Source organism: Pseudomonadota bacterium, from assembly GCA_039196715.1.
Taxonomy (GTDB): domain Bacteria; phylum Pseudomonadota; class Gammaproteobacteria; order CALCKW01; family CALCKW01; genus CALCKW01.
Map to the genome: position 1 here is coordinate 42712 of JBCCUP010000017.1, position 26948 is coordinate 69659.

Consider the following 26948-nt stretch of genomic DNA (forward strand, 5'->3'; position numbering starts at 1 on the left):
AAAGCTGATAGGGTCGATTGGCTACCTTGGGAGAGCACCATGAAAAACAGCACATTCTGGAGCCGCGCTGTAGCGGCCGTCACCGTGGCCGTCGCGCTCCAATCGACCGCCACAGCCGAGATTTTCAAAGGCGAAACCGCCGGTGTGGGCGATCCGGTTCACACGATGTTTGTGGCCTTCGCCAACCAGGCCGGCAAAGCCGGCGTGGACATCCAGGTCAACGCCGGCCAGACCCTGACCAAGTCGATGCTCAAGGGCGCCAAGGGCGATATCGATTTCTTCTCCACCGTGCCGTCGCTGGTCAACCTGATGGCTGGCCAGAAGCGGATGTACAAAAACATCGAAAACGGCGACGAACTCGCTGGCAACCTGCGCGCAATCGTCGGCTTCAAGGCCGGCGCCTACCACCCGGTCACCCTGGCCGGTTCAGGGATCGCAGGTTGGGACGACCTGAAAGGCCGCACCGTGTTCACTGGCCCGCCAGCGGGCTCGGCGTCGGCAACCTCCGAGGCCCTGATCAAGATCATCACCGGCTACGAGGCGGGCACCGACTATGAAGCCGTGCGCCTGAGCTGGGGTGAGGGCTACGCAGCCCTGGCCGACGGCAAGATCGACATGATGGTCCGCCCGGCGGAAGTTGGCTCAGCAAAAATCGAGCAGTTCGGGCTGTCCGGTGAGTTCCGCGTGTTGTCGATTCCCGACGACGTGGTCGGCAGCGACGCCATGCAGGCCCTGTTTGGCCGTCCGGGGCGCGGCATGCTGACCTTCGACGGCGGCGTCTACAAGGGCCAATTGACCGACGGCGAGATCACCGCACTGGGTTTCACGCAGTTTGTCGGCACCCAGGCAGCCGTGTCCGACGACGTGGTGTACGCCGCGACCAAGTCGTTCTGGGAGAACATCGCCGAGGTCCAGGCCACCGCGTTTTTCCTCCAGGCTGTCGCCGAAGACACCGCTTTCACATCGGTAAACGTGCCGCTCCATCCCGGTGCGTTGCGCTACTACGAGGAAGCCGGATTCAGCATCCCCGACGACCTTCGCCCGTAGCGACGCGTACGCAGCTCAGACGGTGCGCCGGGCTGACAACGTCGCCCAGCGCATTCGCCACGGAACATGCCTGCATTATCCCCGCCTGAGGAAACCACCCTGCTGAGCCGGTTCCATGCCGTGCTGCTGGGTCTCGCGGCCACCGCCCTCGGCGCCATGGCGCTGTACAGCAGCGGCATCGGCCTGATCGACCCGAAGCTGCACCGCGCGACCGGTTTCGCACTGGCGCTGGTGGTCGGCATCGCCCTGAGCCGCGCGCGCCGCCGCCAACGCGAACCCGAGTCGGCGTCAGACGGCCCGCTGCACACGGCGTTCGACGCGGTCCTGCTGCTGGCCGGGCTCTGGTCGATCTGGTCCTTCCATTTTGTCCAAACCGAGATGGAGGAGGCGCTGTACGACGTCTCTGCACATGACGCCTGGCCCGCGCTTGCCGGGCTTGCGGTGTTTCTCGAACTCTGCCGCCGCCTGTGGGGCTGGGGGCTGTTCGGCGTGGGCCTCTGCGGTGTGCTCTACCTGCTGTTCGGGCAGGACCTGCCGGGCTTCCTCGCGCACGCCGGCTTCTCATCGACGGAGGTGGCCGAGGCGCTCTGGTACAACACCAACAAAGGGGTGTTCGGCTCGATCACCAACATCGTTCTGAGCACGGTGTTCATCTTCATCGTCTTCGGCACCCTGCTCGAGGGCACGGGCGCGGGTGACACGTTGCTGAAGTTCGCCTTTTTGCTGACCCGGCGCACCCGCGGTGGCCCGGCACACGCCGCCATTCTCGCCTCGTCGCTGTTCGGCACCATGTCCGGATCAACCGTTGCGAACATCGTCGGCACGGGCACCTTCACCATCCCGATGATCAAACGCCGCGGCTTCTCGCCAACCTTCGCCGCGGGCATCGAGGCGACTGCGTCGTCGGGTGGGCAGATCATGCCGCCGATCATGGGGGCCGCCGCGCTCGTCATGGCCGACCTGACCGGCACCGGCTACCTCAACATCATCGTCGCCGCCCTGTGCCCCGCGCTCTTCTACTACTTCAGCCTGTTCTCCGCTGTCACCGTCGAGGCCCGCCGTCAGGGCATCGCAGTGCAACCGCTGACGATCGACGACACGATCACCCGCGTCGACATCATCAACTCCGTGCTGTTCATCGGCCCGATTTTGACCGTCATCTGCTCGCTGATTCTCGGCCTCTCGACCTCCGCCGCCGGTTTCAACGCCGTCTGCACGCTGCTCGTCCTGTCGGTCATCAACCCCGAGGTGCGCCGCGACCCGATGCGCGTCTGGCGGTCCTTTCTCAAAGGCGCGCAATCGGGCGCCACGCTACTGATCGCGGTGGCCGCCATTGGCATACTGGTCGGATCCCTCGACTCCACCGGCCTCGGCCTCAAGCTTGCCAATCTCATATCGACCGTGCGCGGCGACGGCCTGTTCTCTGCCTTGTTGATTGCCATGGTTGGCGCCCTGGTGCTCGGCATGGGCATGCCTACCCTGCCGGCCTACCTGATCATCATCCTGGTGATGGGGCCCGCGATTCAGGCGCTCGGGGTGTCGATCCTCACGGCGCACATGTTTGTCTTCTACTACGGCGTGGCCTCGTCGCTGACGCCGCCGGTCGCGATCGCAGCCTACGCCGCCGCGCCGATCGCAAACGCCAACCCGCTGTTCACCGCGTTGATGGCGTTTCGCCTCGGCATGGCGAAATTCATCATTCCCTTCGTGTTCGCCTTCTACCCCACGGTGCTGATCATCGAGACCTTCAGCCTGTTGCCGTTCCTCTGGATCGTGCTGCGCACCTGCCTGTGCATCTGGTTGTTCTCGTCCGCACTGTCGGGCTTCGATCGCCGCAAACTGAGCCCGGTCGAGATTGCCTTGCGTTTCGTCGCCGCATTCGCCGCCCTCGTGGTGCCCGCTGTCGTGCATCTCCCGGCCGTGCTGCTCGGCCTCGGCTTGCTGGCACTCGACCGGCACCGCAGCCGCACCCTTCCACCGTCCCCGGAGCCCGCGTGATGACCCAACGCCCGAACTTCCTCTTCATCATCACCGACCAGCACCGCGCCGATCACCTCGGCTGCTACGGCAACCCCATTGTGCGCACACCGCACATCGACAGCATTGCCACCCACGGCACACGGTGGAACCGCTTCTACGTGGCCAACCCGATCTGCATGCCCAACCGGGCGTCGATCATGACCGGACGCATGTGTTCTCTGCACGGCGCACGGCACAACGGCATCCCGCTTTCGAAGGACCACACGACTTTCGTGGAACTGTTGCGCGACGCAGGCTACCGCACCGGCTTGATCGGCAAGTCACACTTGCAGAGTTTCACCGGCTTGCCAGCCACCAACACCTACCAACCGGCAGCCGACAAGACCACGCCGTCTCCGTGTCTGCGCGACGCGATCAAGCGCAACCGGCACGGCGCGGAGTACGACCTCGAAGTCGCGCCGAACTGGCACACGCCGCTGGCCGAGCGAATGGACACGCATTTCTACGGTTTTGACCACGTCGAAGTCGCAGCCGACCACGGCGATCAGGCCTGCGGCGACTACGCCCTCTGGGCGCGCGAGCAACGGGCCGACTTCGACGAGCTGGTCGGCCCGGACAACGCGCTGCCGGACAACCGGATCAACGCACCGCAGGCCTGGCGCACTGCTGTGCCGGAGTCGCTGTACTCGACCACGTGGGTCGCCGACCGCTCCGAGGCGTGGCTGCGCGATCGTGTCGAGGACGACGCGCCGTTCTTCCTGCAGATGTCCTTCCCCGACCCCCACCACCCGTTCACACCGCCGGGTAAATACTGGGACTTGTACAACCCGGACGACATCCCCTTGCCAGTGTCGTTCGGCAAGGGCGACCTGCCGCCATTGCAGGCGATGCGCGCCGCGCGCGAAGACGGCACGGCCAAGCGCACCTCACAAGACCCGTTCGCCGTAACGGCAGACGAGGCACGGGAGATCACCGCGCTCACCTACGGGCTGATCACCATGGTCGACGACGCCATCGGGCGGGTGCTCGCGCGGCTGAGGGCGCTCGGGCTCGCGGAGAACACCGTCGTGGTGTTTACATCCGACCACGGGGACTACATGGGTGACCACGGCCTGATGCTGAAGCTGCTGTTGCACTACCAGGGCCTGATCCGCGTGCCGTTCATCTGGCACGACCCGACGGCCCCAAGCCGGGCAGCTGAGGACAATGCCCTTGCGTCGTCAATCGACATCGCCAGCACGGTGCTCACACGCGCAGGCGTACAAGGCTACAACGGTCTGCAGGGACGCGATCTGTTCAACAGCACGCCGCCCGAGGCCATCATTGTCGAAGAGGACAGCCAACGCGTGATGACCGGCTTTGACCGCCCTCAGCGGGTGCGAACGGTGGTGACCGAACGCCACCGCATGTCGCTTCGCGAGGGCGAAGACTGGGATGAGCTGTACGACCTCGTCGACGACCCGGACGAAATCCACAACCGCTTCGACGACCCGGCCGCCGCCAGTGTACGGCACGCCCTCACCGAGGCCATGCTACGCCGGACCATAGAACTGCAAGACCGGTCGCCGCTGCCTGCCTACCGCGCCTGAGGCGCTGACACGAGGCCATCAGCTGGCGTTGCGCGCGCCCAGAACCGCGCGCACCTCGGAGGACTCCGGCGCGTACCACCGCGCGCGGAACAGCCAGTTGATGCGGCCGAACTGCGTGCCGTGGACGAAGTGCGGGCTCACGAACTCGCGCACCGTCTCACCCGCGGGCGTCACTTCGAACAGGCAGCCCTTGTTGCCCTCGCAGATCAGCGTGTTGCCGGACGGCAGACGCTGGGCCCCTGACATGTGCGGCGAGAAGAACGACGTCATGTCGTCGGGTGCGGTGTAACGCCACACCACGGTGTGAGTGTCCGGGTCGATTTCCCAGACCTGGCTGTGGTGCAGGTCGCCCTGGTACGCGCCGTTGCAGAAGACGAGGATGTGCCCGTTGTCCAGCATCTGCGCATCGTGCTGGCCGCTCATGGCGTCGTCCTGGTGTTCCCAGACCACCTTGCCCGAGGCGCGCTCGACGATGAAAAGCAGGTTGAGGTTCTTGCAGCTCACGAGGTAGCGCTCGCCGTCGAGCGGGCACACCGTGTTGGTGTGGCCGTAGCTCCAGCGGTTGCCGTTGCGGTAGATCGGGTGCGACGCGGGCCCGAGCTCACGGAAGTCCCACTCCCACACCACCTCACCCGCGGCGTTGACCTGGCGAATGACCTCGCTGAACGGCCCGCCGTTCGCTTCCGAACCCGGGATGCCACCGGGGATCGCGCGCTGTTCGGCCTCGCTGATCTCAAGAAAGGCCGCGTAGACCGCGCCGTCGTCGAGGCGCCGGGCGTCGTGGTGCTGGTACGGGTCGACGTGCCGCCAGACGCACCTGCCCGACGGGGTGTACTCGCTGATCTGGCCGCTCACCGTCAGGGCGACACCCTTGGGTTCGACGCAGCGCTCGTTGACGACGAGGTTGCCAGTTGGCAACAGGTACGCCCAGTTGGTCATGCCGCGCTGGGTATGCCAACTGTGCGCCACCTCGCCCGCCGGGTCCAAGAGGAAGGCCCGGTCACCGTCGACCGGACAGATCAACACGTAGCCCGGCGTGGACCGGTCGGGGTCGTCGTACAACACGCCGGTGTGGCGAATGCGCATGCGAGCAGCTCCACGCGTGGGGGTCGACGGCATGCCGTCGCGAGCGGCAAAGCGTAGCACCCTGCGCCGTTCGTGCAGCTCGTGAGCGACGCCACCGACGCGCGCACCGCTCAGCCCCGGGGCTGTATCCTTGTCGGCAACCGAAGCACACGGGCCCGACGTCCGCGATACGCCCATGGCCAAACCCGCCCCACTCGACACCGACATCACGCTGGCGCAACTCGACCGGGACCCGTTCCCGATCTACCGCCGGCTGCGTGCCGAAACCCCGGTGCTGAGGGTGCAGGCCACCGGGCGCACCTTGCTGACCAAGGCCGCTGACACCCGCTACGTGAAGGACAACCCGTCGCTGTTCAGCTCGAACGACCCGAACACCCCGATGAAACGCGCGTTCCGGGCGCACACGTTGATGCGCAAGGACGGCGACGCGCACCGCCGAGAGCGCAACGCCATGATGCGAACCTTCCACCCCGCCGTGATTCGGGACGACTGGGGTCCGCGCTACGAGGCGATTGCCGAGGCGTACGTCTCTCGCCTACCCCGTGGCGAGGTGGTCGACCTGTTCCCGGCGCTCTCGGGGCCCTACGCCGCGCGGGGCCTCGCCGCGCTGCTCGGCATCGAGGAAGCCAGTGACGACGAGATGCAACGCTGGTCGCAGGCGTTGATCGACGGCGCCGGCAATTTCGGCTGGCGAGACGAGGTCTTTGCGCGCTCGGACACGGCCAACGACGAGATGGACGCGCTGTTCGATTCAGTGCAAGCCCGCCACACCGCATCGCCGAACCACTCGGCATTCTCGGTCATGCTGAACGCTGACGACCCGATTCCGCAATCGCAGATCTACGCAAACATCAAGATCGCCATCGGCGGCGGCATCAACGAGCCGCGCGACGCCCTCAACACCATCCTGTTCGGTCTGCTGACCCACCCGGATCAACTCGATGCGGTCAAGCGCCAGGGCGACTGGGCAAAGGCCTTTGAGGAGGGTATCCGCTGGGTAGCACCGATCTCGGTGTCCTCGCGCCTGGTGACCGAAGACACCGAGATCAGCGGGTGTTTCATTCCGAAGGGGGACACCGTCATGACGGTCCAGGCCAGTGCGAACCGCGACGAGGACCTCTACGACGACGGCGAAGCCTTCAACGTCTACCGCGACAAACAGCCCCACCAGGCGTTCGGCAACGGGCCGCACTTCTGCCAGGGCACCCACGTCGCCCGGCGCGCAATTGCCCAGATCATGCTGCCGATGCTGTTCGACCGCTTTCCGAACCTGAGTCTGCCGGACCCCGACGCCGTCGAGTGGCGTGGTTTCGGGTTTCACGGTGTGACCAACCTGCCCGTCAAACTCGCCTGAGCGCCTGACGCTGGCGCTGTCCCGAATCGCCAGTCAGCGGCCGCGGCGCTCCGGGCCCGGCAGTGTCTCGCGCAGATGATCGATCAGCGCACGGACCTTGGCGGGCTGGTGTTCCCGGCTTGGGTAGACCACGTGAATATCAGCACCGGGCAACTCGAAGTCGCCGAGGAGTCGCACCAGACGCCCGGCCGCGACGTCGCGCTCGACGATGACGCTCGGCACCCGCGCCACGCCGTAGCCCGTCACAGCGAGGTCCCGAACCGCCGTGGCGCTGTTGGCACGCAGCCGTGCCCGTGGCGAAAACCGCAGCTCAGTCCCCGCGTGCCGAAAGTGCCACACGGATTCGGTCGGGAAGTTGGCGTCCTGCAGGATCGGGTAGCGGGCGAGATCATCGGGGTGTTCGGGTGCACCGTGGGTCTCGACCAGCGCCGGTGCGGCGACCACCCACACCGAGGTGCTGGACACCGCGCGCGAGATCAGTGTCGAGTCCGTCAGCGTGCCCACGCGCACGGCGAGGTCGAAGCCCTCGGCGACCAGGTCCACGAAACGGTCACTGAAATGCAGGTCCAGGGACAAGTCCGGGTGCAACCAACCGAAGGCGGCGATCGACGGCAACACGGCCAACCGGCCGTAGTCCACGGGCAGCGCGAGGCGCAGCGTGCCCGTCAGTCGGCCGTTGTCTTCGCTGAGCCCGTTCTCGAGGTCGTCGAGCGACGCGAGGATCCCCTGACACCCTTGATAATATGACAAGCCTGCATCGCTGACACTGACACTGCGCGTTGTGCGGCTCAGCAAACGCACGTGCAAGCGCGCTTCAAGCGCACTGACGTGGGCACTGACCCGTTTTTTGGAGACACCCAGGCGGTCAGCAGCCGCAGTAAAGGAACCCGATTCCACCACCGCAATGAACGACCGCATGCAGTCCAGTTGATCCATGATTGTGACCTGATCGGTAACAGTGTGTCGCCCGGTTCGCCCTGTATTGTGCGACACCGGGGCCCGATAGTCTTGTCTGAACCGGGTCATCCGAGGCCCGGCTCGCCCACCACACCCACCGCTCGAATGCGAGGCACGACATGAGCTTGTCAGCCCAACTGGACACACTGCGCGACGGTCTGGCGCGCACCGACCGCATGCCACTGGTCTTCCTCGGCCACGGCAGCCCGATGAACGCCATCGAGGACACACCCTACGCGCAGGGCTGGACCGCACTCGGCCAAACACTGCCGCGGCCGCAGGCCATCCTGGTGGTCTCGGCCCACTGGATGACCGAGGGCAGCACCTTGGTCGATGTCTCGGCCGTGCCCCGCACCATCCACGATTTCCACGGCTTCCCGGATGCCCTGTACGCGCAGCAGTACCCTGCCTCCGGTGACCCCGAGCTCGCCGCCGACGTGATAGCGCTGCTCTCGAGTCACCACGCCCAGGGCGATGACACCTGGGGCCTCGACCACGGTGCCTGGTCGGTCCTGACCTGGCTGTACCCGGACGCCGACGTGCCGGTGTTCCAGCTCTCGATCGACATGGCGCAGCCGCTGGACTGGCACATCGACATCGGCCGCCACCTCGCCTCGCTGCGCGACCGCGGTGTGCTGCTGCTCGGCAGCGGCAACCTGGTGCACAACCTCGGCGCGCTGACACGAGACGGCCACACCCACGCCTGGGCGAGCGAATTCGACGCGATAGTTGCGCAGAAACTGAGCGACCGTGATGTCGCCGCTCTGGCAGACCGTCGCGCGCTGGGCACGCTGTTGCAGCAGGCGCACCCGACGGTTGACCACTACCTGCCGGCACTGACGGTCGCGGGCGCCACAGACGCGCGAGACACCCTGACGTTCATGAACACCGGCATCGAACACGGCAGCATCTCGATGCGCAGCTTTCTCTTTCACTGATCCGTCGGAGCCCGTTTGCACGCGGCACGCGTGGCACCCTAGGATGCAGCCATACCCGAGCGTGCACTCCCCCCATGGCCGACACCCCGATCCCGGACACCGCCCCGACCCACCCGGTGCTCATCGCTGGCGGCGGGATCGGCGGTTTGACCCTGGCACTCACGCTGCATCAGATCGGTGTACCGTGTCGCGTGCTCGAGTCGGTTCGGGATCTGAAACCCGTGGGCGTGGGTATCAACCTGCAACCCAATGCGGTGCGCGAGCTGCTCGAGCTCGGGATCACGCGAGCACAACTTGACGAGGTCGGGCTGCCCGTTCGCGAATGGGCTCTGGTCGGGTTGAACGGACGGGACATCTACGCCGAGCCACGCGGCGAGGACGCCGGCTACCGCTGGCCGCAGTACGCCGTACACCGAGGGGCTTTCCACATGCTGCTCTATCGCACGGTGTGCGAGCGGCTCGGCGTCGACGCGGTGCAGTTGAACCAGCGCGTCGTGCATTATGCCAACCACGTCACCGGCGTCGACGTCGTGACGCAGGACGGGCGCGGCGACAGCCAGCACCACACCGGCTGCCTGCTGGTCGGTGCCGACGGTATCCACTCCCGCGTGCGCGCGCAGATGCACCCGGACCAACCGCCGATCCACTGGGGTGGCGCCATTCTCTGGCGCGGCACCAGCCGCACGCGGGCGCTGCGCACCGGTGCGTCGTTCATCGGTTTGGGCACACACCAACAGCGCATGATCATCTACCCGATCTCGCACCCCGACGCCGACGGCAACGCGTTGATCAACTGGATCGCGGAGATCACCGTGGACGCGGAGCAGGGCTGGCAGGCCGACAGCTGGTTCCAGCCGGCCGAGGTATCGGATTTCGTCGAGCACTTCGACGCCTACCGCTACCCCTGGCTGGATGTGCCGGCGCTGCTCGCCGGTGCCGACTGTGCGTACCAGAACGCGATGATCGACCGCGATCCAGTGCCGACCTGGGTGGACGGCCGGGTGGCGTTGATGGGCGACGCCGCGCACGCGATGTACCCGACCGGATCGAACGGCGCGAGCCAGGCCATCGTCGACGCGCGCGTGCTCGGCGCCGCCTGCCTCGAGCACGGCGCACAGTCCGCAGCGCTCCGTTCCTACAATGCGTCGCTGTGCGAACCGATCTCGGCGCTCGTGCTGCGCAACCGCAGCGCCGGGCCCTTCGGTTTGCTCAACCTGGTCGACGCGCGCTGCGGTGGCGTGTTCGAGGACATTGACACGGTGGTTCCCCAGGCGGAGCGCAATGCCTTCATGGCGCAGTACAAGGCCAGCGCCGGCTTTGCCATGGACGCGCTGAACGCCGCGCCCAGCACGCTGCCTGCGTGCCCCTGACCTGCAGGTCGGTCGCTCCGGCCCGAATGGACGACCCCGGACGTGCGCGCCGGATCACACCCCTAACCGTCGACCGTGTTTCACAGCAGTAAAGACATCCGGATTATCACAGGGGGTTAATACACCGCCTGTGCAATTCATCGCTTAATATCCGGTGTTTACCCACGCCACACATTCAATGCGCACCGCCTTGGTGCACAAAACAGCATTTTTATAGGACCTTTGGCCAATATCACGCGGATACGTAAATAAACGTATGAAACGTAACTGGACGTGTTGCGATACGGTTTCTATTATGATGTTTCGTACGCGTAGTATTTTGTTTATTAACGTTGTACCTACAATGTCAGACGGACCCACAACGCGCGATATAACAAAGGAAAAAACCCTTTCACTGGTTGAATCCTGTGACCACACGTCGCGCCCGGCGCCACGGTGTTCGCACAGTACACTGATCGTCGACCTCGAAAACCGCACCATTCACTGCGAAGCCTGCGGTGACGAAATTGACGTGTTTGACATGATCAGCAGCCTGATCAACACCGAGACGGTCAACACGCTGCGCTTCACCCAGAGCCAGGGCGTGCGCGTGTTCCCGAGCGACCACACGGAGGCCGATCGCGCGGCCGGGGTGCTGCACACGGCGTGGCAAAGCGCAGACACCGTGCCATGTTGCCCAAACTGCGAGACCGGCCTGTTGCCCGAGGACATCAACCGACACACCCTCAGAACAACAACGCGCGAACTCGAATCAAGACGACGCCAGTTCGAGCAGGGCTGACAGGCCCTACGGGTGCCAGTGGCCGCGGCACGCGTGCACTCCGTGCCTGCAACGCCGAACAGCGCACCGGCCACAACGACAGATGGGCTTGCCGCGTTTCAGTTGTGACACACGCGACGGCCGCGCCTGACGCAGACACGACGCCACACGCTCGCCGGGTCTGCTCAACGTCCGAGCTTTCTCGTATGTTTCGACCCAGGTCAAACGGGTGAGACCACGGTCCCGCCAAGGTCCGTTTTTCCACCCCAAGCGAGTACCGAGGCCACGTGGACACGCCCACTCTCAAGGAACTGCCCTGCTTTGCCGTGTACAGCGCGACGAAGCGCGTGATGGCACTCTACCGCCCGCTCCTGAACGAATTGGACATAACCTACCCGCAGTTCGTGGTGTTGATGGCCCTGTGGGAATCCGACACCCGCTCCATGAGCGAGCTGTCCACGCACACCACGCTGGGCAATTCCACCCTGTCGCCACTGGTTCGGCTGCTGGAACACAAGGGCCTGGTGGCCCAGACCATGCCGGCATCGGACGAGCGTCTGAAGCTGGTGTCGCTGACCCTACGCGGCAAGCGCCTGGCGAGAAAGGCACGCCGCATCACCGACACCGCGTTTACCGCGTCCGGCTTGTCAGCGCGCGACGCAAAGACGCTGATCCGCATTTGCGGCTCGCTGCCCGCGGCCTGAACCGGCGGATCAGGATGCGCTGCGCGCCGCGTAGTCGACCGCGGTGGTGTACGCCGGCTCACCGTGCAGTGACCAATAGCGCGCCTGCAGTGCGCGCGTGATCGGCCCGATCGCGCCGTTGCCAACGGCGTGCCTGTCGACGCGGGTGATCGGCATGATGCCGCCGGCGGTGCTGGTGGCGAACACTTCGTCTGCCGCGTGCACCTGTGCCGGGCTCAACGGCGCTTCGACCAGCGGGTGACCGAGCGCCGCCGCAATCTCGATCGCAGTGCGCCGGGTCACACCGCGCAGCACTCCGGAGGCCGGCGTGGTCAGCGTGCCGGCGCTGACCGCAAACACGTTGAAGCCCGGGCCCTCGGTGACGTTGCCGTTTTCGTCGACGACGGCGACGGTTTCGGCACCGCGATCAAAGGCGTCGAACTGGCCCATGACCAGATCCAACCAGTGGTAGTTCTTGACCGTCGGGTCGACGGATTGAGGTGGGATACGCTGCCGATCGCTGATCAAGAGGTGCAGTCCGTGGTTCGGTTCCGCTATCCGGACAAACGGAATGGCAAAAGCGAAGAACTGATTCACGCAGCTGCGCGGGTCTCGCGAGCCCGGCCGTGGTTGCCCGCGCGTGGTGATCATCTCGACATAGGCGTTGCGCAAGCCGCTGACAGCAACGCAGTCCGCCAGCACGGACCGGATCCGTTCCCGAGGGTACGGCGCCACCATCCGCAGGGCCGCCATACCGTCGTGAAAGCGGTCGAGGTGATCGTCGAGGCGGAAGAAGCGCCCTTCCCACACGTGCACCACATCGTAGGTGGCGTCCGAATGCAGGAAGCCCCAGTCGAGCAGCGAGATTTTTGCTTCCGCGATCGGCACCAACTCACCGTAGACAAACGCGGCACCGTCGCTGAAATCAGCCATACGGGTGCGCCTCCCGGGTCGCCAGCCAACGACACCAGAGGTCGTTCTCGTGGTCCGTGTAGCCAAGCAGTGCGCCCTGTGTCCGCTCACAGGTCTCGTTCCACACACCGGTACGGCGATGTGTGTGCAGCAAGAGCTGCATGGCTGGGATGCGCCAGGCCTCCTCATGCAGCGCAAAGAGCACCTCACGCATCAGCGGAAAACCCCCATCGCGCGCCAGAACCGACGAACGGTATTCCACTGCACTGCGTACGATGGCCCCGGACGCCACGTGTGGCGCGAAAGCCACCTCCGGGACAATACACTCATCCGGCAGACAGCAGAGCGCATCTCCGAACAGCGCGAGCGGTTTGCTTCCGGATAACATCAGCTCGAGTTCCCGACCGTTGTGGGTCGGCGGACGACGCATCACAGTGTCGTCCGGGGGCTGCGTCGGGCCGGCAGACGACGTCACAATGGCCCGTGCTCAACGTAGACCAGCTCGTCCAGGGCGTAGCCGAAACGCGCCGCCGCAGCGAGAAACCGCTCGATCAGCGCGTCGTCCACTGTCGGTGTGCGCGCCAACAACCAGAGCGTGCGCTCACCGCCGCTGACAAAGGCGTATTGGTAGTCGACGGCGTCGAGGTCAAAGACGATGTAGGGGGCGTAAAAGGGCCCGAAGAAGGACACCTTGAGCCGCCCCTCCGTGCTCGCGCCGGCGAACTTGGCTTTGCCACTGGCCTCTTTCCACACGCTGTCGGCATCGGCATAGCCACGGTTCAGCACCCGCACGCTGCCGTCCGACTGCACCGTGTATTGAGCCGTCACACGCGAGAGGCCCCGCTCGAACCGGTTTTCCAGGCGAATCACCTCGTACCAGGTACCCGAGTAACGTTCGAGGTCAAAGCGCTCTACCGGTGCCATGCCTGCGGGCAGACTTCCGCAGCCTGCGAGCAGCAACAGGCTCAATCCGGCAATCAGCCGTTGAATCACGCACATCGAAACCACCTTGGGCGTCTGGTCGGGTCCAGCACAGGGAGTGCCGAGTGTACCGTTCTAGCCGCCGCGCAGCACGTCCAGCAGCCACCTCAGGCCAATGACAAATAAAACAAGTCCGACACTAAGCTTGAAGACCACTTCAGGCACCCGCTTGAGTTGGCGGTGCAACGCCGCCACCGCGAGCAACACGGCGAAGATACCCGCGACCACACCCGCCACCGCCTGCGACCACTCGCCCGAGCCAGCCGCCGCGGGAAACACAATCACGAGGATCTCACCAGCTTCGATGACCGAACTCTTGGCCATGGCGAGAAACACCCACGGCGAGAAGGCGTGCGCCGCATGTGTGGCGGGTGTCGCATCCACTTTCCCGAGCGGGTCTTCAACCCAACCGGGGCGCTCACCGGCGAGCAGCCGACGCCCGGACTTCAGTGCCCAGTAGCCACCCATCGTGCAGAGCATCAACGCCGCAGCAAGGCGCAGCCAGAACACCGGTAGCGCCGCGTGCAGGGGCACCAACGTCAAGGCCAGTGCAAACACCACCGCATGGCCGAGCACGGTGGCGGACACCGCCTCACGCGGGTATCCCGCCCGTGCGATGGCGTAGGCGATGACGACAGTCTCGAAGAACTCGACTGCCGTGCCACCGAAAGCGACGAGGAAAGTCGGGTTCATGTGTGTCATGTGGGACGACCTCGCCGCTCGTAGCGATCCAACTGGACGACCAACGTGCCGCTTGACGCCACAAATGATAATGATTATCGTTTGCGTTTAATTAAGTCAAGCCGTTTCGTTCCACGATCGGCTCGCCACAGCCAGGGTGAACTGCATGAGCGCCACCGAATCGCACGCACAACCGCCGGCACGCCAGCGATCCGGCCCCCGCATACTCACCGTCACAGCAAAGCGGGAAGTCACACCCAACCTCATACGAGTGACCTTGACCGGAGACGACCTCGAAGGCTTCCCCGAATCCTGCGAGGGCGGGCACTGCAAGTTGGTGATACCTGACTGGCAGGAGACACTCGACAGTTTCGTGGCGCGCATCGCGTCTGGCGACTCACTTTTGCACCGAACCTACACGGTGCGCCACTACCGCGCCGCGGAGCGTGAGATCGACATCGACTTTGTCGCCCACGGCGACACGGGACCCGCGTCGCGCTGGGCCACGCACGCAGAGAGTGGCAGCTTCATCGGTTTTCGCGGTCCGAGCGGGCCCAAGCTGACCCATTTCGAGGCCGACTGGTACCTGGTCGCCGCTGACCTGTCGGCCCTGCCCATGGCCGCCGCGACGCTCGAAGCCATGCCGCGCGATGCCCGAGGCGTTGCCGTGTTTGAAGTCACGTCCGCTGACGACAGGCAAACGCTCAAGGCGCCCGAGGGGGTGGACATCCACTGGCTGATTCACCCGGATCCGCAGATTCCGTCATCTCAACAAGAGGCGTTCATACGTGCGATCGACTGGCCCGAGGGACGCGTCCAGACTTGCATTGCGGGTGAGTCAGGCGCGGTCAAGGGCATCAGACAGTTCCTCAGAGACAAGAACGCCGTGGACCGACAGGACATCTACCTGTCGGGTTACTGGAAAGTGGGCTTGATCGAGGACGAGCATCAGGTGTTCAAGCGCACCGACACCTGACATACCCTCCCCCAACGCACGGGGCCGAGCGTCCCGACCCGGCCTCGAGCACCGTTTCAGCCGTGCGCACCCGCAGCGCGGCCGGGGTCATTGTGTCAACCGATTGCCAACCCGCGCGTTGTGCAGAGAGCCAACCCAGCCAGCAAGGGCCTCTGCAATGCAAAAAAAACACGCCGTCGATCACATCGATGCCCTGCACAGCCATGACGAACGCACACACGCCCTGTCGCGACGGGCCTTCGTTCGCAACGTCGGGCTCGCCACAGTCGCAGGTTGCGCCGCGGTTGGCTCGCCAGCAGGCGCACTGGAGACTCGCGACCGTCGCGGCAACGCGTTGCTCGACGCGCCCGGGGAGGCGAGAGCGCGATCGCGCGAGGCCTTCGACCGGCGGGTAGAGGCCGCACAGCAACAGCGTGCCCTGCCCGAGCCGCGCTGGCCGAAAAACGGCGACGAAGCCGACCTGACCGGCTTCCTTGGCAACTTCAGCAAGACCCTGCCCCACAACGACGTGGGCGAAGTCGACGGCGCCGCCTACGAGCAACTGCTGAACGCCCTCGACAGCGGCGCTGCGACGGATTTTGACGCCATCCCTGCCGGTGGCACCGGGGTGTTGGCCAACCCCCGCGCGGCGTACTCGTTCGCGCTGTCGGGTGCCGATTCGCACAAGATCGACCTGCCCGCCGTCCACGGTTTCAGCAGCGCGCGCCAGGCGGCCGAGGCAGCCGAGGTGTACTGGATGGCGCTGTGCCGGGATGTGCCGTTCGCGCAGTACGACACCCACCCTCTCACACTGGCCGCAGCGGAAGACCTCTCGACCTTCTCGGATTTCACTGCGCCCCGCGACACCACCGCCGTCTCGCCCGCGACGCTGTTCCGCGGCCAGACGCCAGGCGATTTACAAGGCCCGTACCTCTCGACCTTTCTGACACGCGACATCCCCTACGGCAACCGGGCCGCGCCACAGGCGTTCAGCAACCCGGTCGCCGGAGACGACCACATGACCGACGTGGCGGCCTGGCTGGCCGTGCAACGCGGCCAGTTCCCGGCGACGCCGAACGCCTTGCAGCTCTCGCTCGCCCCGTTGACCACCGGGCGGGACCTCGCCGAGTACGTCCACACGGACTATTCCTACCAGGCCTACCTGAACGCCGCCCTGATCTGCCTCGGCTTCGGTGATGATGCGCGGGCGCCGCACCCCTACCGCACCGCGCAACGCGAAGCCGGCTTCGTGACCTTCGGCGGCCCTGCGGTGCTCGATGTCGTCGCTCGGGCTGCGCGCGTCGCGTTGCGGCCGGCCTGGGTGCACAAGTGGTTGGTTCACCGCAAGCTGCGGCCCGAAGCCTACGGCGGTCGGGTCGAGCACCTGCGCCTCGGCGTACGCGACTACCCGATCCACACCGAGCTGCTGAACTCAAACGCCCTGGCCCGCACCTTTTCACTGCAGGGCAACCACCTGTTGTCGCAAGCGTACCCCGAGGGTTCGCCAACGCACCCGTCGTACCCGGCGGGCCACGCCACCATGGCCGGCGCCTGCGTGACGGTGCTCAAGGCCTTCTTCAACGAGTCGTTCGAGATCCCGGGCTCCGGTGGCCTGACCGTCGGCGGCGAGTTGAACAAACTCGCGAGCAATATCGCGCTTGGACGCAACCTGGGCGGCGTGCATTGGCGCGCCGACGGCGACGACGGCCTGCTGGCAGGCGAGCAGATCGCCATTACCCTGTTGCGCGATGAGCTCGTGACCGTGACCGAGTCAGTCGAGTCCGGGTTCACACTGACACGGTTCGAAGGGGATCTGTTGACGATCAGTTGATCGGGGTCACAGGTTCAGCGCGCCGACGCCAGTGTGAGGGTGCGCACGATGGCCTCGGCGGTCTCCGAAGGCGCCTCGTGCGGGCTGATGTGCCCCCCGGGGACCGTCCGGGTGACGATCCCCGGGGGCGAGCCGACGTAGTCGGATTCACCGACCACCGCGTGCGCGGGCACGTAGAGCGTGGTGATGAGCGTGTGTGCTGCATCCGCACCGAGAATGACCGCGTCGATGACCCGCGCGATCTCGATCGACGGCCGCGAGCGCAGCCGTGCTTGCATCGCCTTGCGGAAGGCCGGGTTGTCGGCCAAGGCCCGCGGCGAGTACATCGCCTTGGCTGCCTGCCGCGCATAGAACGACTTGAAACCGGTCAGTTGCTTCTGCAGGTGGAAGCCGAGACGCGCCAACCCTCTCGTCTCGGTAAACGGCATATTGAACAACCCGAGAGCCGCGAAGCGCTCAGGGTGCGTACTGGCGGCTCGCAGCGCGGTCATACTGCCCCAGGAGTGACCGATGGCTATGCAGCGGGGCACCTGAAACGCATCCAGCACGGCCAACAAGACCCCGACACACTCGTCGAGTGTCCAGTCCCGACCGACATTGTCGCTCTCCCCGTGCGCGGGCATGTCGACGTAGAGGTGCGTTCTCCCGGTCAACGAGCTGTCGAACGCCTCCCACAAGGTGTTGTCCAGGAACACACCGTGGAGGAAAACGAGCGGCACGCCGGCGCCGCCGGTTTCGAACCGGACGGACACCGTTCCGAGCGCAGTCGATACGCGTTTCGTGTTCACAGGCCCCCCGATTGACGACGCACACCCCGCCACAGGCGCCGCAACCGTGCGGTCCGTGCCTGGGTGCCGGAAACGTACACGTTCAGGTTAGGGCAGAACGCCGGTCTTGTCAGACCGTATTGACCCCACCTGGCCGCTGTGGACCGCCACGATTCAGACGTGTTGCCCGCCGTTGATGTGGATCTCGGACCCGCTGATGTAGCGGCCCTCACCCGAGCAGAGAAAGTGGACAAGGCTTGCCACTTCCTCGGGTGTGCCCAGGCGCCGCAACGGGATGGTCTCGACGAGCTGTTCCGTGCCAGGAGAGATCATGTCGGTGCCGATCTCGCCCGGCGCGATGGCGTTGACGCGGATACCCCTCGGCCCGAGGTCCGAGGCCATCTCGCGCGTCAGGGCGGCAAGCGCTGCTTTCGACGTCGCGTAGGCTGGACCGGCAAAGTCGTGCACCCGTCCGCCTGCAATGGACGTCACGTTGATCACGGTGCCTTGCGCCGTCGCGAGTTCCTCGAGCAGACCCCGCACCAACAACACCGGTGCGAAGAAATTGACGTGAAACACCGTGTGCCACTGCTGTATATCAGTCGTGGTGGTGTCGAGCCGCTTGCCTTCCGCGTCTTTCGGCGAGATGGCCGCATTGTTGACCAACGCGTCGAGGGGTGCGCCATCGAGGCGTAGCTTGATCTGGTTGATTGCGATCGCGACCTGCCTGGGGTCTGCGAGGTCCACTTGAATGTGGTCCTCAGGGCCACCGGCCCAGGGACACTGCTCAGCAAAAGCCTGACGCGAACAGGTGATGATGCGCCATCCAGCCGCCATGAAACGCTTGACAGTCGCATGACCGATACCGCGACTGGCGCCCGTCAGAACCAGCGTTTTCATACCATTCTCCCAGGTACAGCCGCATTGTCTGGTCGATTTCGACAGGGTAGCGGCAAATGCACTGAATGCAAATAGGAACCATTGCTGTTGGTTGACAGTGCTTTGCCGGCTGTTCAACCGCTGCAAGGGTGCCCGAGCAGCGCAGCGGCAGGTCGCAGGCGCTGTCGTTGTCAGGCCTCGGCTTCCGTTTCCGCTTCGGCGTCACGCGAAAACCGGGACCGGGCCGAGCCCGTCACCAGCGGGATGTAGCGTTCGATCAACGACGCACAGCGTTCTTCACCGTACATGCCACTGAACGCGGTCAACGACACCGTGAAGCTGAGCACCGAACCGATGTGGTGGTAGAGCTCTGCCAACACCTCGTCTTCCGGCGCATCTGCCCAACGCTCGGTCTGCTTGGCAACCGCGACCAGACGGTCGAGGTAGGGCCTGAAGGGCCAGGTGCGCGCGTGCGTTGGGCTGTCGAGCAACGCCCGGAGCACCAGCCAGGCGTCGGTCGGGTTGGCGATGCCGCGCGACGTGAAGCCCTCGAAGTAGTCGCCCAACCACTGCTCGGGGGTGTCTGCATCGACCTGCTCGAAGACCGCCAGCAGGCGGCTGGTCAGGTCGGTCAGCACCTCGGCGTAAAGGCCTTCCTTGTTCTTAAAGAAATACAGCAGGGCCTGCTTGCTGACGCCGGCGTCCTCGGCGATCAGCGCGAGACTCACCCCGTCGAATCCGCGCGCCGCGAAATGGTTCGTCGCGATCCGGATGTAGCGCACGCGCGCGTCGGTGTCTCGAGGCATGTGGAGTGTCCCGTGGGAAAGCTGTGACTAGACCACTTACCATTTGGTAAGTACTTTAGCTTCCCATCAGTCTACAGGAGGTGCGGTGTGGACCGGGCAACGGAAATCCGGCTGATCAAGGAAATCATCGGCCTCGCGGACCAGCGGAGCGCGTACCTGGACAACCGCATCGCAGAGTCGCCGATTGCACGCTACACATCGCCCGAGCGCTTTGCGGAGGAGATGCGCACGGTGTTCACGCGCGAACCCGTGGCCATCGCGCACGGCTCGGAGCTGGCCGAGCCGGGGGCCTTCGTGACCACACGCTTCCGCGGGTTGTTGCTGCTGATCACCCGGGATAACGCAGGCACAGTCGCCGCGTTTCTCAACGTGTGCCGTCACCGAGGCGCCACGCTCGAGCGCGCTGTCACGGGCTGCAAGCAGATGTTCACGTGCCCCTACCACGGCTGGAGTTGGCGTGCGAACGGTGACCTGTACGTGGTGCCGCACGAGGCCCAGGGCTTCCCCGCGCTCGACCATGCCTCGCGCGGCCTGCGGCGCGTGCCAGTTGCCGAGGCGCACGGGTTCATCTGGGTGATCGCCGACCCGAACAGCGAGGCCACACTCGACATGGCCGCGTGGCTCGACGGGCTCGACGCGGACTTCGACTGGCTCGACTTGCGCCACCACCGCGTCGCGGTCACGGACACCTTGGATGTGCGCGCCAATTGGAAACTGCTGGTCGAAGGCGGGCTCGAGGCCTACCACTTCCGCGTGGCCCACAAGCAGACCATCGCGCCCTACTTCCCCGACAACCTCTCGACCTACACGCGCATCGGCCCACACATCCGCTCGGTGCTGCCGCGCACCACGCTGGTCGACCTGCGCGACACGCCCGAGGCGGACTGGCAGATCCGCCGAGACGCCAACCTGCTCTACACCACGCTGACCAACACCCAGTTACTGGTGCAGCAGGACCACGTGGTCTGGGTGCACGCGGAGCCGCTCGCCCACGACCTGACCCGCCTGAGGCTCTCAACCCTGGTGCCGGACTCCGCCAAGAGCAACGAAGCCATGGATGCGCACTGGCGCAAGAACCAGGCGATCTCCGTGGCCACGCTTCAGGAGGACTTCGACCTCGGCGAGGAAATCCAGACCGGCCTGCTCGCCGGCGCCAACCCGAGCCACCTGTTCGGCCGATTCGAAGGTGCACTGAACCACTTCAATGCAGCCGTCGAAGCGGCCATGCAACGCGCCGCACAATGACGTGCCTCAGCGCGGATCGCCTGCCAGGAACGTGCTGATCGCGTCGTGGTAGCCCCGCTGCAGCGAAATGTCGTTGTGGCCAGCGGTCTCGAACACCACCACCGCCGGTGCCGTGCGAAACGCGTCGACCAGCGCGGACGAGCGGGCCCGCGCAATCACCTCGTCGCGCCCGGCGATCAGCACCAGCACCTCGGCGCTGATCTCGGCGGCGCGGCCCGCCGAGTTGTAGTGGTCTTTCAGCATCAGCGAGAGCGGGTAGATCGGGAACTGACCCCGCGCCACGTTCAGGATGCTGTCAAACGGGGTCACCAGTACCAGCCGGCTCACCGGCCGCTCCGCGGCGAGGTGTGTGGCAACGCCGCTGCCGAGGCTGCGCCCCATCACCGTGAGCTCGGTGTGCAGCGGCGCGAGCTGGTCGAACAGCCGAACCGCGTCAGCGAACAGCGCGGCCTCGGTGGGCTCGCCGGTGCTCCCGCCGTAGCCGCGGTAGTTGACAAGGTAGACCGCGTGGTCGGGCAAGGCGGTTTCGAACGCCGAGCCGTTGTGCGCCACCGCCTCGGCGTTGCCACCGAAATACAAGACCGCCTTCGCTTGCGCGCCGTTGACCAGCGTGATGTTGAGTGTCTCGGTGCCGCTCTGGAAGCTAAGCGTCTCGAAGCCGTGCGGCACCGCCGGCACAGGGAAATAGATGAAGCGCCGCTGCACGGTGTACAACACGGCACCGAACACCGCGTAGCAGAGCACCAACAGGCCGATCAGACTGGTCAGGGTTTTCATGGGTGGTCAGGTCGGCCATTTCGAAGCGCAGGCAGTGCTGGCGCGACTGTGGCACAGCGGCGGACGAAGACCAAGTCGCGCCCGGACCCTGTTTCACTCAGACAGGTGCACACCGAGCAAGACCCCGGCCGCAGCACCGAGACACGCCAGCGCGCGCACCGTGTTCCACCAAGTCCACGCGGGGCGGTGGTGTCAACGCCAGCAGGCCCGCGCTGCTTCCCCGTCGAGGCTGGCCAGCGCAGTGTTCATCGGCACGTTGGTGAGGGCAGTGACACCAACGCACCCGAGCGGGTAGATCGCACCCGCCGCCACCCTCGCTATCGCCATCGCCCAGCCGGCCTCACCGTCACCGCCAATCACGCCGAGCGCGACCTGCCCCACCGACACAGTGGTCAGGCCGAGAAATTGCGCCATGAAGACCGAGCAGCACACCACCCGATTGATCGACTGCATCGTCGCCACCCTGCCACCGTCGGCAAGCTGCGCGTTGCGCCCATCGAGGCGATCGCGCGCGATCGCGGTGAACACGTCCGCGACCAGTGGGCCGCCGGTGGCCAAAGGCGCCCGCCTGCACGATCTGCTCGCCCTCGCCGGACAGCAACACCCGGTGCTCGAGCCGGTCGGCAACGCGTGATCCGGTGTTGCCGGTGGCACCGACGACGAGAGAGGGGGGACTGGCCAACGGGCTCGCGGGCCACAGTGCACCACAGCCTGCACCACGGCGATGCAGCCAGACGGACTGGCGCCCGGACCCGAATCGCGGCACGCTGTCAGCCAGCGTCACCCGCGACACCGCCAAATCCGCCATGACCTCGCCCCCACACAGCCCCGCGGCCAGACCCACCAACCGCGGGCCCAGCCGAGAGCTGATCGTGTTCAACGGCCGCCTCGACACTGTGGATTTCATGCAGTGGGTGCACCACCGGGCTTGCAAGTTGGGCTTGTCCGGGCACGTGAGGCCACACGGCGAGGCTGTTCTGGTCGACGTCACGGGCCCGGACGAACTCATCGACGCGATGGCACTGTGCTGCAGCCTGGGTCCGGTCTCGTCCTGTGTGGAAACGGTCCAGCGCACCCCGGCGACACCGCACCAGAACGGTGCAACGGCCTTCGAGATCCGACCCGACGATTGAGCCGCCCGCCACCGCCAGAGCGTTTACACAGCGCCCACAGCGTCGTTTAATGGCCGTTCGCGTGCCACAGACCGCAGGAGCGTCCGTGTCCAAACCCTGCCCGCATCCGAATCTCGCCACGCCCGGCGGGGCCTCCCGGTGATGGCCGCGGACAGTCCGCCATCGTGGGTGCCCGTGGCGCTCGCCAGCGACCTCCCCGCAGGCGGTGTGCTGCGGGCACAAACCGCCGGCCGCGATGTCGCTGTCTGGCGGGCACAGGACGAAACCGTCCACTGCGTGGACAACCGCTGCCCGCACCGCGGTATGCGCCTGTCCTTCGGCTTTGTGCGCGGCAACCGACTCAACTGCCTCTACCACGGTTGGCAATACGGCACCAACGGAATCTGCCAGTACATCCCGGCTCACCCGGAGCTCACGCCACCGCCGTCGCTGCGCGTGCCAACCCTGCCGTGTTGCGACAGCGGCGGCCTTGTGTGGATCAACCTGGCCTCCGACGACACACCCCCGACGGCAGACGCAGCCGGCACGCCGCTGCGCAGCCTCGCGGTGCATGCACCTCGGGCGCGCGTACTGCGCCGCCTGGCCGCCGGCGACTTGCCTGATACGGTCCACCCGCGCACCGGCTGCACACTGCTGGGTAGCACACCTGGCGCAACGAACACCCGCCTCGATCTGCAGCCCAACAGCGGCGACGCCGTGTCTCTGGACGTGTGCGCACAGCCCGTGACCGAAAACCGTTGCTGTCTGCACACGCAATTGACAACAGCGGCACCGCCAGCGACGCGTGTCGCCGTCTCGCGTTGGCTGGACGCCGTGCGGCGCAGCCTCGAGGCAGAGTCGTGAGCCAGGATACAGTGGCGCATGACGACTGGTACCCGGTTGCGATCGCACAACACCTGGTGCCCGGCCAGTGCAACCACGTCACGCTCATGGAGCACAGGCTGACCGTAGTACGCCGTCCGGACGGCTCACTGGCTGTCGAGGATGAGCGTGGTGCGGCAAAGCCTGTTTGTGAGGCCCACGGGCACGTGTGGTCGTCTTTGGGCCAGCCGGCCCACCCCGTTTTCGCGATCCCCGAAGGCCTCGAGGCCGGCCGCACGCTGGTGGATTGCGGCGGTGTCCGGGTACGCGCCTCACCGCTTCGCGTGGTCGAAAATTTTCTCGACATCGCCCACTTCCCCTTCGTGCACACCGACATCCTCGGCGCCGAGCCCCACACAGAGGTGGCGCCCTACCGTGTTGAGATCCGCGACACCGTCGACGAAGTCTGGGCAACCAAGGTGAGCTTCTACCAACCGCAGGCGGCCAAGTCGGCAAGCGACGGGATTGTCACCGAGTACGAGTACCGCGTCCCGGCGCCCTGCGCGTCAATTCTCTACAAGACCTGTCCGCCGCGTCCCGGCGAAATGGATGTGATCGCCCTGTTCGTGCGACCGCTCTCCGAGACCCTGTCGGAGGCCTACGCATGGATGGCGCTCTACGACGACGACAGTAGCATCGAGGACCTGATTCAATTTCAGCAAACCATCTTCCTGCAAGACCGGTCGATTCTCGAGAACCAGGTGCCCCGAAAACTGCCGCTCGACCCGCGCATGGAATCGCCCACCGGGGCTGACAAAACCTCGATCGCCTACCGCCGCTGGCTCAAACGCAAGGGTTTCCGCTACGGCGCCGAACCCCGAGGAGTCTGAGGCGATGCAGCTCTACGACTACGCCCTGTCGGGCAACTGCTATAAGGTCCGCCTGTTCCTCGCCTTGCTGGGGCAGCCCTGCGAGTCGATTCCGGTCGATTTCTACCCCGGTGAAGCCCACCTCGGGGACGCCTTTCTCGAAATCAACCCGGCAGGCACCTTGCCAGTGCTGACCGACGGCGACCTCACACTGTGTGACAGCGCCGCGATCCTGGTCTACCTCGCCCAGGCGTACGACACCTCCGGCACCTGGCACCCGACACAGGATGCCGCGACCAGCGCCCGCATCCAGTTCTTTCTGGCGTTCGCCTCGCGGCTGAGCGACACCGTCGGCCAGGCCCGCCTGCACGACATGCTGAACCTGCCCTGCGACATCGACAGCGCTCGCGCCGCCGGCCACCGCGCGCTGCGCGAGCTCGAGTCTCACCTGACCGAGCAGTCTTTCGTGGACCAGCGCTTCCTCGCCGGTGACACGCCCACAATCGCCGACCTCGCGTGCTTTCCCTACGCCGCGCTGTCGCCCGACGGCGGCATCGCGCACGACGACTACCCCGCAGTGCGACGTTGGTTGATCGACGTGCGGCGGCTGCCGGGTTTCATCGAGATGCCGGGCATCCACCGCCTGCACGACCAGGCCGACGACCCGACGCCGGCATGAGCGCACTGCTGACACTGCAGGGCATCACCAAGGCCTTCCCGTCGGTTGTCGCGAACGACGGCATCTCGCTGAGTGTGTCGCCCGGTGAGATCCACGCCGTGCTCGGCGAGAACGGCGCGGGCAAGTCCACGCTGATGAAGATCATCTACGGTGTGTCCGCGCCGGACGCCGGCACCATCCACTGGCAGGGCGAGCCAGTCACCATCGCCTCCCCGGCCCACGCGCGCCAGCTCGGCATCGGCATGGTGTTTCAGCACTTCTCCCTGTTCGAGACGCTTACAGTGACCGAGAACATGTCACTCGCACTGCCCGGTTCGCGCGCCCGGCTGCGGCAGGACATCGCCTCCGCGTCGAGCCGCTTCGGCCTCGCAGTCGACCCGGACGCGACGGTCAAGGCCCTGTCGGTAGGCGAACGCCAGCGCGTGGAGATACTGCGTTGCCTGCTGCAATCGCCCAAGCTGATCATCATGGACGAGCCGACCTCGGTGCTGCCGCCACAGGGCATCGGCGAGCTGTTCAAGACCTTGCGTCGCCTCGCTGATGACGGGCTTGGCATTCTCTTCATCTCGCACAAGCTCGACGAGATTCGGGCCCTGTGCGACACCGCGACAGTGCTGCGCCACGGCAAGGTCACCGGCCACGCGGTGCCGCGCGAGGAGAGCGACGCGTCTCTCGCAAGCCTCATGATCGGCCGCGAGTTGCCCCACACCCAACGCCCTGCCAGCGAGCGCTCTGCAGCCCCCCTGCTCAGCGTCAGCGAGCTCAGCGTCGAGAGCAACACCGTGAACGCCACCGCGCTGCGCTCGATTGGCTTCGATGTGCACGGCGGCGAGATCGTCGGCATCGCCGGGGTATCGGGCAACGGCCAGAACCTGCTGTCCAGCGTGCTGTCCGGCGAACACCCGCTGCCACCGGGCCAGGCCGACCGGGTCCGGCTCGCTGGCGCCGCGACCGGCCACAGTGGCCCGAGTGCGCGCCGCGACCTCGGACTGCGCTTCGTACCCGAGGAGCGGCTCGGGCGCGGCGCCGTGCCGGTGCACGACTTGCGTGACAACGGCCTGCTCACCGGGTTCAACAACGGCCTATCACGCCTCGGGTTTCGCGACAGCGGCGCGATGCACGCGTTCGCCGAGCGCACCATCGAGGCCTTCGACGTGCGCTGCGGCGGACCTGTGGCCGAGGCGCAGAGTTTGTCGGGCGGCAACCTGCAGAAGTACATCGTCGGCCGCGAGCTGTCGTTGACCCCACGCGTGTTGCTGGTCTCACAGCCCACCTGGGGCGTCGACGTGGGCGCAGCATCAGACATCCGCCAGCGCCTTGTGGATCTCAGCCGGCAGGGCGTCGCCGTGCTGGTGATTTCAGAGGAGCTCGAGGAGCTCTTCGAGATCAGCGACCGCATGCACGTGATGTTTCGCGGCACGCTGTCGCCATCGGTCGTCACCGAGGACACCACCGTCGAGGCGATTGGTCTCGCCATGACCGGCAACTTCGACGCCCTCGCGGCTACCGCCAAGGGCAGCGCCCGTGTTTGACCTGCGACTCGAACCCCGCACCCAACACTCGACCGCGGCCACCTTCGCAGTGTCAGCCATCGCGATCGGCCTGACGCTGCTCGGCGGTTCGGTGGTGTTCGCGTTCTACGGAATCTCGCCGGCCAAGGGCTTCCACGCCTTTCTGGTCGAACCGCTGACCTCGCAGTATGGCGTGGGCGAAGTGCTGTTGAAAATGGGGCCGCTCTTGCTGATCGCGCAGGGACTCGCCATCGGCTTTCGCGCGCGCGTCTGGAACATCGGCGCCGAGGGCCAACTGATCCTCGGCGCGATCGCAGGCGGCTCGCTCGCCATTGTCCTCGACGGCACCGAATCCGC

General features: G+C 65.8%; 28 protein-coding genes. 17 read left to right on the forward strand and 11 right to left on the reverse strand.

All coding sequences use genetic code 11. From position 1 onward, the window contains the following. Positions 1 to 39: 39 nt before the first annotated feature. From AAGA11_08430 to AAGA11_08440, 3 genes are all read left to right on the forward strand, one after another. Positions 40 to 1047, forward strand: coding sequence for a TAXI family TRAP transporter solute-binding subunit (locus AAGA11_08430; GenBank protein ID MEM9602875.1), 1008 nt, complete (start codon positions 40 to 42; stop codon positions 1045 to 1047). A gap of 66 nt (positions 1048 to 1113) precedes the next feature. After that, positions 1114 to 3045, forward strand: a complete 1932-nt coding sequence (locus AAGA11_08435) for a TRAP transporter fused permease subunit (protein ID MEM9602876.1) — start codon at positions 1114 to 1116, stop codon at positions 3043 to 3045. Beyond that, positions 3045 to 4616 carry a sulfatase-like hydrolase/transferase gene (locus tag AAGA11_08440; protein MEM9602877.1) on the forward strand — a complete coding sequence of 524 codons (1572 nt, stop codon included), beginning with the start codon at positions 3045 to 3047 and terminating at the stop codon, positions 4614 to 4616. Before AAGA11_08435 ends, AAGA11_08440 begins: the two co-directional genes overlap by 1 nt. An 18-nt stretch (positions 4617 to 4634) precedes the next feature. Here AAGA11_08440 and AAGA11_08445 read toward each other — a convergent pair whose 3' ends face one another. Continuing rightward, the gene (locus tag AAGA11_08445; protein ID MEM9602878.1) at positions 4635 to 5702 is read right to left on the reverse strand and encodes an arylsulfotransferase family protein; all 1068 of its coding nucleotides are present in this window, start codon (positions 5700 to 5702) and stop codon (positions 4635 to 4637) included. 175 nt (positions 5703 to 5877) lie between these two features. On the opposite strand from AAGA11_08445, the gene AAGA11_08450 reads away from it, so the two are divergent. Continuing rightward, positions 5878 to 7056 carry a cytochrome P450 gene (locus AAGA11_08450; GenBank protein MEM9602879.1) on the forward strand — a complete coding sequence of 393 codons (1179 nt, stop codon included), beginning with the start codon at positions 5878 to 5880 and terminating at the stop codon, positions 7054 to 7056. A 33-nt stretch (positions 7057 to 7089) separates the two neighbouring features. Here AAGA11_08450 and AAGA11_08455 read toward each other — a convergent pair whose 3' ends face one another. After that, entirely contained in the window at positions 7090 to 7992 is a 903-nt protein-coding gene (locus tag AAGA11_08455; protein ID MEM9602880.1) for a LysR family transcriptional regulator, read from the reverse strand. Between the two features lie 140 nt (positions 7993 to 8132). Here AAGA11_08455 and ygiD point away from each other — a divergent pair, with 140 nt between their 5' ends. The 4 genes from ygiD to AAGA11_08475 all read left to right on the forward strand — a co-directional run bounded on the left by ygiD (position 8133) and on the right by AAGA11_08475 (position 11785). After that, complete coding sequence (ygiD, locus tag AAGA11_08460; GenBank protein ID MEM9602881.1) at positions 8133 to 8951, forward strand: 4,5-DOPA dioxygenase extradiol; 819 nt, start codon at positions 8133 to 8135, stop codon at positions 8949 to 8951. A 74-nt stretch (positions 8952 to 9025) separates the two neighbouring features. Beyond that, the gene (locus tag AAGA11_08465) at positions 9026 to 10321 is read left to right on the forward strand and encodes a flavin-dependent oxidoreductase (protein ID MEM9602882.1); all 1296 of its coding nucleotides are present in this window, start codon (positions 9026 to 9028) and stop codon (positions 10319 to 10321) included. 511 nt (positions 10322 to 10832) lie between these two features. Then, positions 10833 to 11102, forward strand: coding sequence for a hypothetical protein (locus AAGA11_08470; protein ID MEM9602883.1), 270 nt, complete (start codon positions 10833 to 10835; stop codon positions 11100 to 11102). A 266-nt stretch (positions 11103 to 11368) separates the two neighbouring features. Then, a complete protein-coding gene (locus AAGA11_08475) occupies positions 11369 to 11785 on the forward strand; it encodes a MarR family transcriptional regulator (GenBank protein ID MEM9602884.1) in 417 nt (138 codons plus the stop codon). Positions 11786 to 11794: 9 nt separating this feature from the next. Here the strand turns inward: AAGA11_08475 and AAGA11_08480 are convergent, their stop codons facing one another. The 4 genes from AAGA11_08480 to AAGA11_08495 all read right to left on the reverse strand — a co-directional run bounded on the left by AAGA11_08480 (position 11795) and on the right by AAGA11_08495 (position 14359). After that, a complete protein-coding gene (locus tag AAGA11_08480; protein ID MEM9602885.1) occupies positions 11795 to 12697 on the reverse strand; it encodes an aminotransferase class IV in 903 nt (300 codons plus the stop codon). After that, positions 12690 to 13106 (reverse strand): hypothetical protein, encoded by a 417-nt coding sequence (locus AAGA11_08485; protein MEM9602886.1) that lies wholly within the window; start codon positions 13104 to 13106, stop codon positions 12690 to 12692. Before AAGA11_08485 ends, AAGA11_08480 begins: the two co-directional genes overlap by 8 nt. Before the next feature lie 41 nt (positions 13107 to 13147). Then, positions 13148 to 13666 carry a lipocalin family protein gene (locus AAGA11_08490; protein MEM9602887.1) on the reverse strand — a complete coding sequence of 173 codons (519 nt, stop codon included), beginning with the start codon at positions 13664 to 13666 and terminating at the stop codon, positions 13148 to 13150. 66 nt (positions 13667 to 13732) lie between these two features. Beyond that, positions 13733 to 14359 (reverse strand): hypothetical protein, encoded by a 627-nt coding sequence (locus AAGA11_08495; protein MEM9602888.1) that lies wholly within the window; start codon positions 14357 to 14359, stop codon positions 13733 to 13735. 145 nt (positions 14360 to 14504) lie between these two features. Between AAGA11_08495 and AAGA11_08500 the strand changes: the two genes are divergently transcribed. Both AAGA11_08500 and AAGA11_08505 read left to right on the forward strand, forming a co-directional pair. Continuing rightward, positions 14505 to 15314, forward strand: coding sequence for a siderophore-interacting protein (locus AAGA11_08500; GenBank protein MEM9602889.1), 810 nt, complete (start codon positions 14505 to 14507; stop codon positions 15312 to 15314). Positions 15315 to 15471: 157 nt separating this feature from the next. Next, positions 15472 to 17124 (forward strand): vanadium-dependent haloperoxidase, encoded by a 1653-nt coding sequence (locus tag AAGA11_08505; protein MEM9602890.1) that lies wholly within the window; start codon positions 15472 to 15474, stop codon positions 17122 to 17124. A gap of 14 nt (positions 17125 to 17138) precedes the next feature. Here AAGA11_08505 and AAGA11_08510 read toward each other — a convergent pair whose 3' ends face one another. The 3 genes from AAGA11_08510 to AAGA11_08520 all read right to left on the reverse strand — a co-directional run bounded on the left by AAGA11_08510 (position 17139) and on the right by AAGA11_08520 (position 19576). After that, complete coding sequence (locus tag AAGA11_08510; protein ID MEM9602891.1) at positions 17139 to 17912, reverse strand: alpha/beta hydrolase; 774 nt, start codon at positions 17910 to 17912, stop codon at positions 17139 to 17141. Positions 17913 to 18065: 153 nt separating this feature from the next. Beyond that, the gene (locus tag AAGA11_08515) at positions 18066 to 18791 is read right to left on the reverse strand and encodes an SDR family oxidoreductase (protein MEM9602892.1); all 726 of its coding nucleotides are present in this window, start codon (positions 18789 to 18791) and stop codon (positions 18066 to 18068) included. A gap of 170 nt (positions 18792 to 18961) precedes the next feature. Beyond that, a complete protein-coding gene (locus AAGA11_08520; GenBank protein ID MEM9602893.1) occupies positions 18962 to 19576 on the reverse strand; it encodes a TetR/AcrR family transcriptional regulator in 615 nt (204 codons plus the stop codon). Between the two features lie 87 nt (positions 19577 to 19663). Here AAGA11_08520 and AAGA11_08525 point away from each other — a divergent pair, with 87 nt between their 5' ends. Next, positions 19664 to 20821 carry an SRPBCC family protein gene (locus AAGA11_08525; protein MEM9602894.1) on the forward strand — a complete coding sequence of 386 codons (1158 nt, stop codon included), beginning with the start codon at positions 19664 to 19666 and terminating at the stop codon, positions 20819 to 20821. A 6-nt stretch (positions 20822 to 20827) separates the two neighbouring features. Here AAGA11_08525 and AAGA11_08530 read toward each other — a convergent pair whose 3' ends face one another. Continuing rightward, the gene (locus tag AAGA11_08530) at positions 20828 to 21598 is read right to left on the reverse strand and encodes an alpha/beta hydrolase (protein ID MEM9602895.1); all 771 of its coding nucleotides are present in this window, start codon (positions 21596 to 21598) and stop codon (positions 20828 to 20830) included. 192 nt (positions 21599 to 21790) lie between these two features. Next, positions 21791 to 22126 carry a hypothetical protein gene (locus tag AAGA11_08535; protein MEM9602896.1) on the reverse strand — a complete coding sequence of 112 codons (336 nt, stop codon included), beginning with the start codon at positions 22124 to 22126 and terminating at the stop codon, positions 21791 to 21793. A gap of 278 nt (positions 22127 to 22404) precedes the next feature. Between AAGA11_08535 and AAGA11_08540 the strand changes: the two genes are divergently transcribed. From AAGA11_08540 to AAGA11_08565, 6 genes are all read left to right on the forward strand, one after another. Next, positions 22405 to 22731, forward strand: a complete 327-nt coding sequence (locus tag AAGA11_08540; GenBank protein ID MEM9602897.1) for an acylphosphatase — start codon at positions 22405 to 22407, stop codon at positions 22729 to 22731. A 174-nt stretch (positions 22732 to 22905) separates the two neighbouring features. Beyond that, complete coding sequence (locus AAGA11_08545) at positions 22906 to 23574, forward strand: Rieske (2Fe-2S) protein (GenBank protein ID MEM9602898.1); 669 nt, start codon at positions 22906 to 22908, stop codon at positions 23572 to 23574. Next, complete coding sequence (locus AAGA11_08550; GenBank protein MEM9602899.1) at positions 23571 to 24422, forward strand: aromatic ring-hydroxylating dioxygenase subunit alpha; 852 nt, start codon at positions 23571 to 23573, stop codon at positions 24420 to 24422. Before AAGA11_08545 ends, AAGA11_08550 begins: the two co-directional genes overlap by 4 nt. Positions 24423 to 24426: 4 nt before the next feature. After that, the gene (locus tag AAGA11_08555) at positions 24427 to 25080 is read left to right on the forward strand and encodes a glutathione S-transferase family protein (protein MEM9602900.1); all 654 of its coding nucleotides are present in this window, start codon (positions 24427 to 24429) and stop codon (positions 25078 to 25080) included. Next, positions 25077 to 26612, forward strand: coding sequence for an ABC transporter ATP-binding protein (locus tag AAGA11_08560; protein ID MEM9602901.1), 1536 nt, complete (start codon positions 25077 to 25079; stop codon positions 26610 to 26612). The genes AAGA11_08555 and AAGA11_08560 overlap by 4 nt, the downstream gene beginning before the upstream one ends. After that, positions 26605 to 26948: ABC transporter permease (locus AAGA11_08565; protein MEM9602902.1), on the forward strand; the 344-nt coding region annotated here is incomplete at its 3' end. The genes AAGA11_08560 and AAGA11_08565, both read left to right, overlap by 8 nt.

What these genes read in the sequence shown, in the direction of transcription:
- AAGA11_08505 (MEM9602890.1), top strand. Translation starts at nt 15,472, where the DNA reads ATGCAAAAAAAACACGCCGTCGATCACATCGATGCCCTGCACAGCCAT.
- AAGA11_08465 (MEM9602882.1), top strand. Translation starts at nt 9,026, where the DNA reads ATGGCCGACACCCCGATCCCGGACACCGCCCCGACCCACCCGGTGCTC.
- AAGA11_08495 (MEM9602888.1), bottom strand. Translation starts at nt 14,359, where the DNA reads ATGACACACATGAACCCGACTTTCCTCGTCGCTTTCGGTGGCACGGCA.
- AAGA11_08530 (MEM9602895.1), bottom strand. Translation starts at nt 21,598, where the DNA reads ATGAAAACCCTGACCAGTCTGATCGGCCTGTTGGTGCTCTGCTACGCG.
- AAGA11_08520 (MEM9602893.1), bottom strand. Translation starts at nt 19,576, where the DNA reads ATGCCTCGAGACACCGACGCGCGCGTGCGCTACATCCGGATCGCGACG.
- ygiD (MEM9602881.1), top strand. Translation starts at nt 8,133, where the DNA reads ATGAGCTTGTCAGCCCAACTGGACACACTGCGCGACGGTCTGGCGCGC.
- AAGA11_08450 (MEM9602879.1), top strand. Translation starts at nt 5,878, where the DNA reads ATGGCCAAACCCGCCCCACTCGACACCGACATCACGCTGGCGCAACTC.
- AAGA11_08430 (MEM9602875.1), top strand. Translation starts at nt 40, where the DNA reads ATGAAAAACAGCACATTCTGGAGCCGCGCTGTAGCGGCCGTCACCGTG.
- AAGA11_08500 (MEM9602889.1), top strand. Translation starts at nt 14,505, where the DNA reads ATGAGCGCCACCGAATCGCACGCACAACCGCCGGCACGCCAGCGATCC.
- AAGA11_08560 (MEM9602901.1), top strand. Translation starts at nt 25,077, where the DNA reads ATGAGCGCACTGCTGACACTGCAGGGCATCACCAAGGCCTTCCCGTCG.
- AAGA11_08485 (MEM9602886.1), bottom strand. Translation starts at nt 13,106, where the DNA reads ATGCGTCGTCCGCCGACCCACAACGGTCGGGAACTCGAGCTGATGTTA.
- AAGA11_08455 (MEM9602880.1), bottom strand. Translation starts at nt 7,992, where the DNA reads ATGGATCAACTGGACTGCATGCGGTCGTTCATTGCGGTGGTGGAATCG.
- AAGA11_08445 (MEM9602878.1), bottom strand. Translation starts at nt 5,702, where the DNA reads ATGCGCATTCGCCACACCGGCGTGTTGTACGACGACCCCGACCGGTCC.
- AAGA11_08515 (MEM9602892.1), bottom strand. Translation starts at nt 18,791, where the DNA reads ATGAAAACGCTGGTTCTGACGGGCGCCAGTCGCGGTATCGGTCATGCG.
- AAGA11_08540 (MEM9602897.1), top strand. Translation starts at nt 22,405, where the DNA reads ATGACCTCGCCCCCACACAGCCCCGCGGCCAGACCCACCAACCGCGGG.
- AAGA11_08440 (MEM9602877.1), top strand. Translation starts at nt 3,045, where the DNA reads ATGACCCAACGCCCGAACTTCCTCTTCATCATCACCGACCAGCACCGC.
- AAGA11_08435 (MEM9602876.1), top strand. Translation starts at nt 1,114, where the DNA reads ATGCCTGCATTATCCCCGCCTGAGGAAACCACCCTGCTGAGCCGGTTC.
- AAGA11_08480 (MEM9602885.1), bottom strand. Translation starts at nt 12,697, where the DNA reads ATGGCTGATTTCAGCGACGGTGCCGCGTTTGTCTACGGTGAGTTGGTG.
- AAGA11_08555 (MEM9602900.1), top strand. Translation starts at nt 24,427, where the DNA reads ATGCAGCTCTACGACTACGCCCTGTCGGGCAACTGCTATAAGGTCCGC.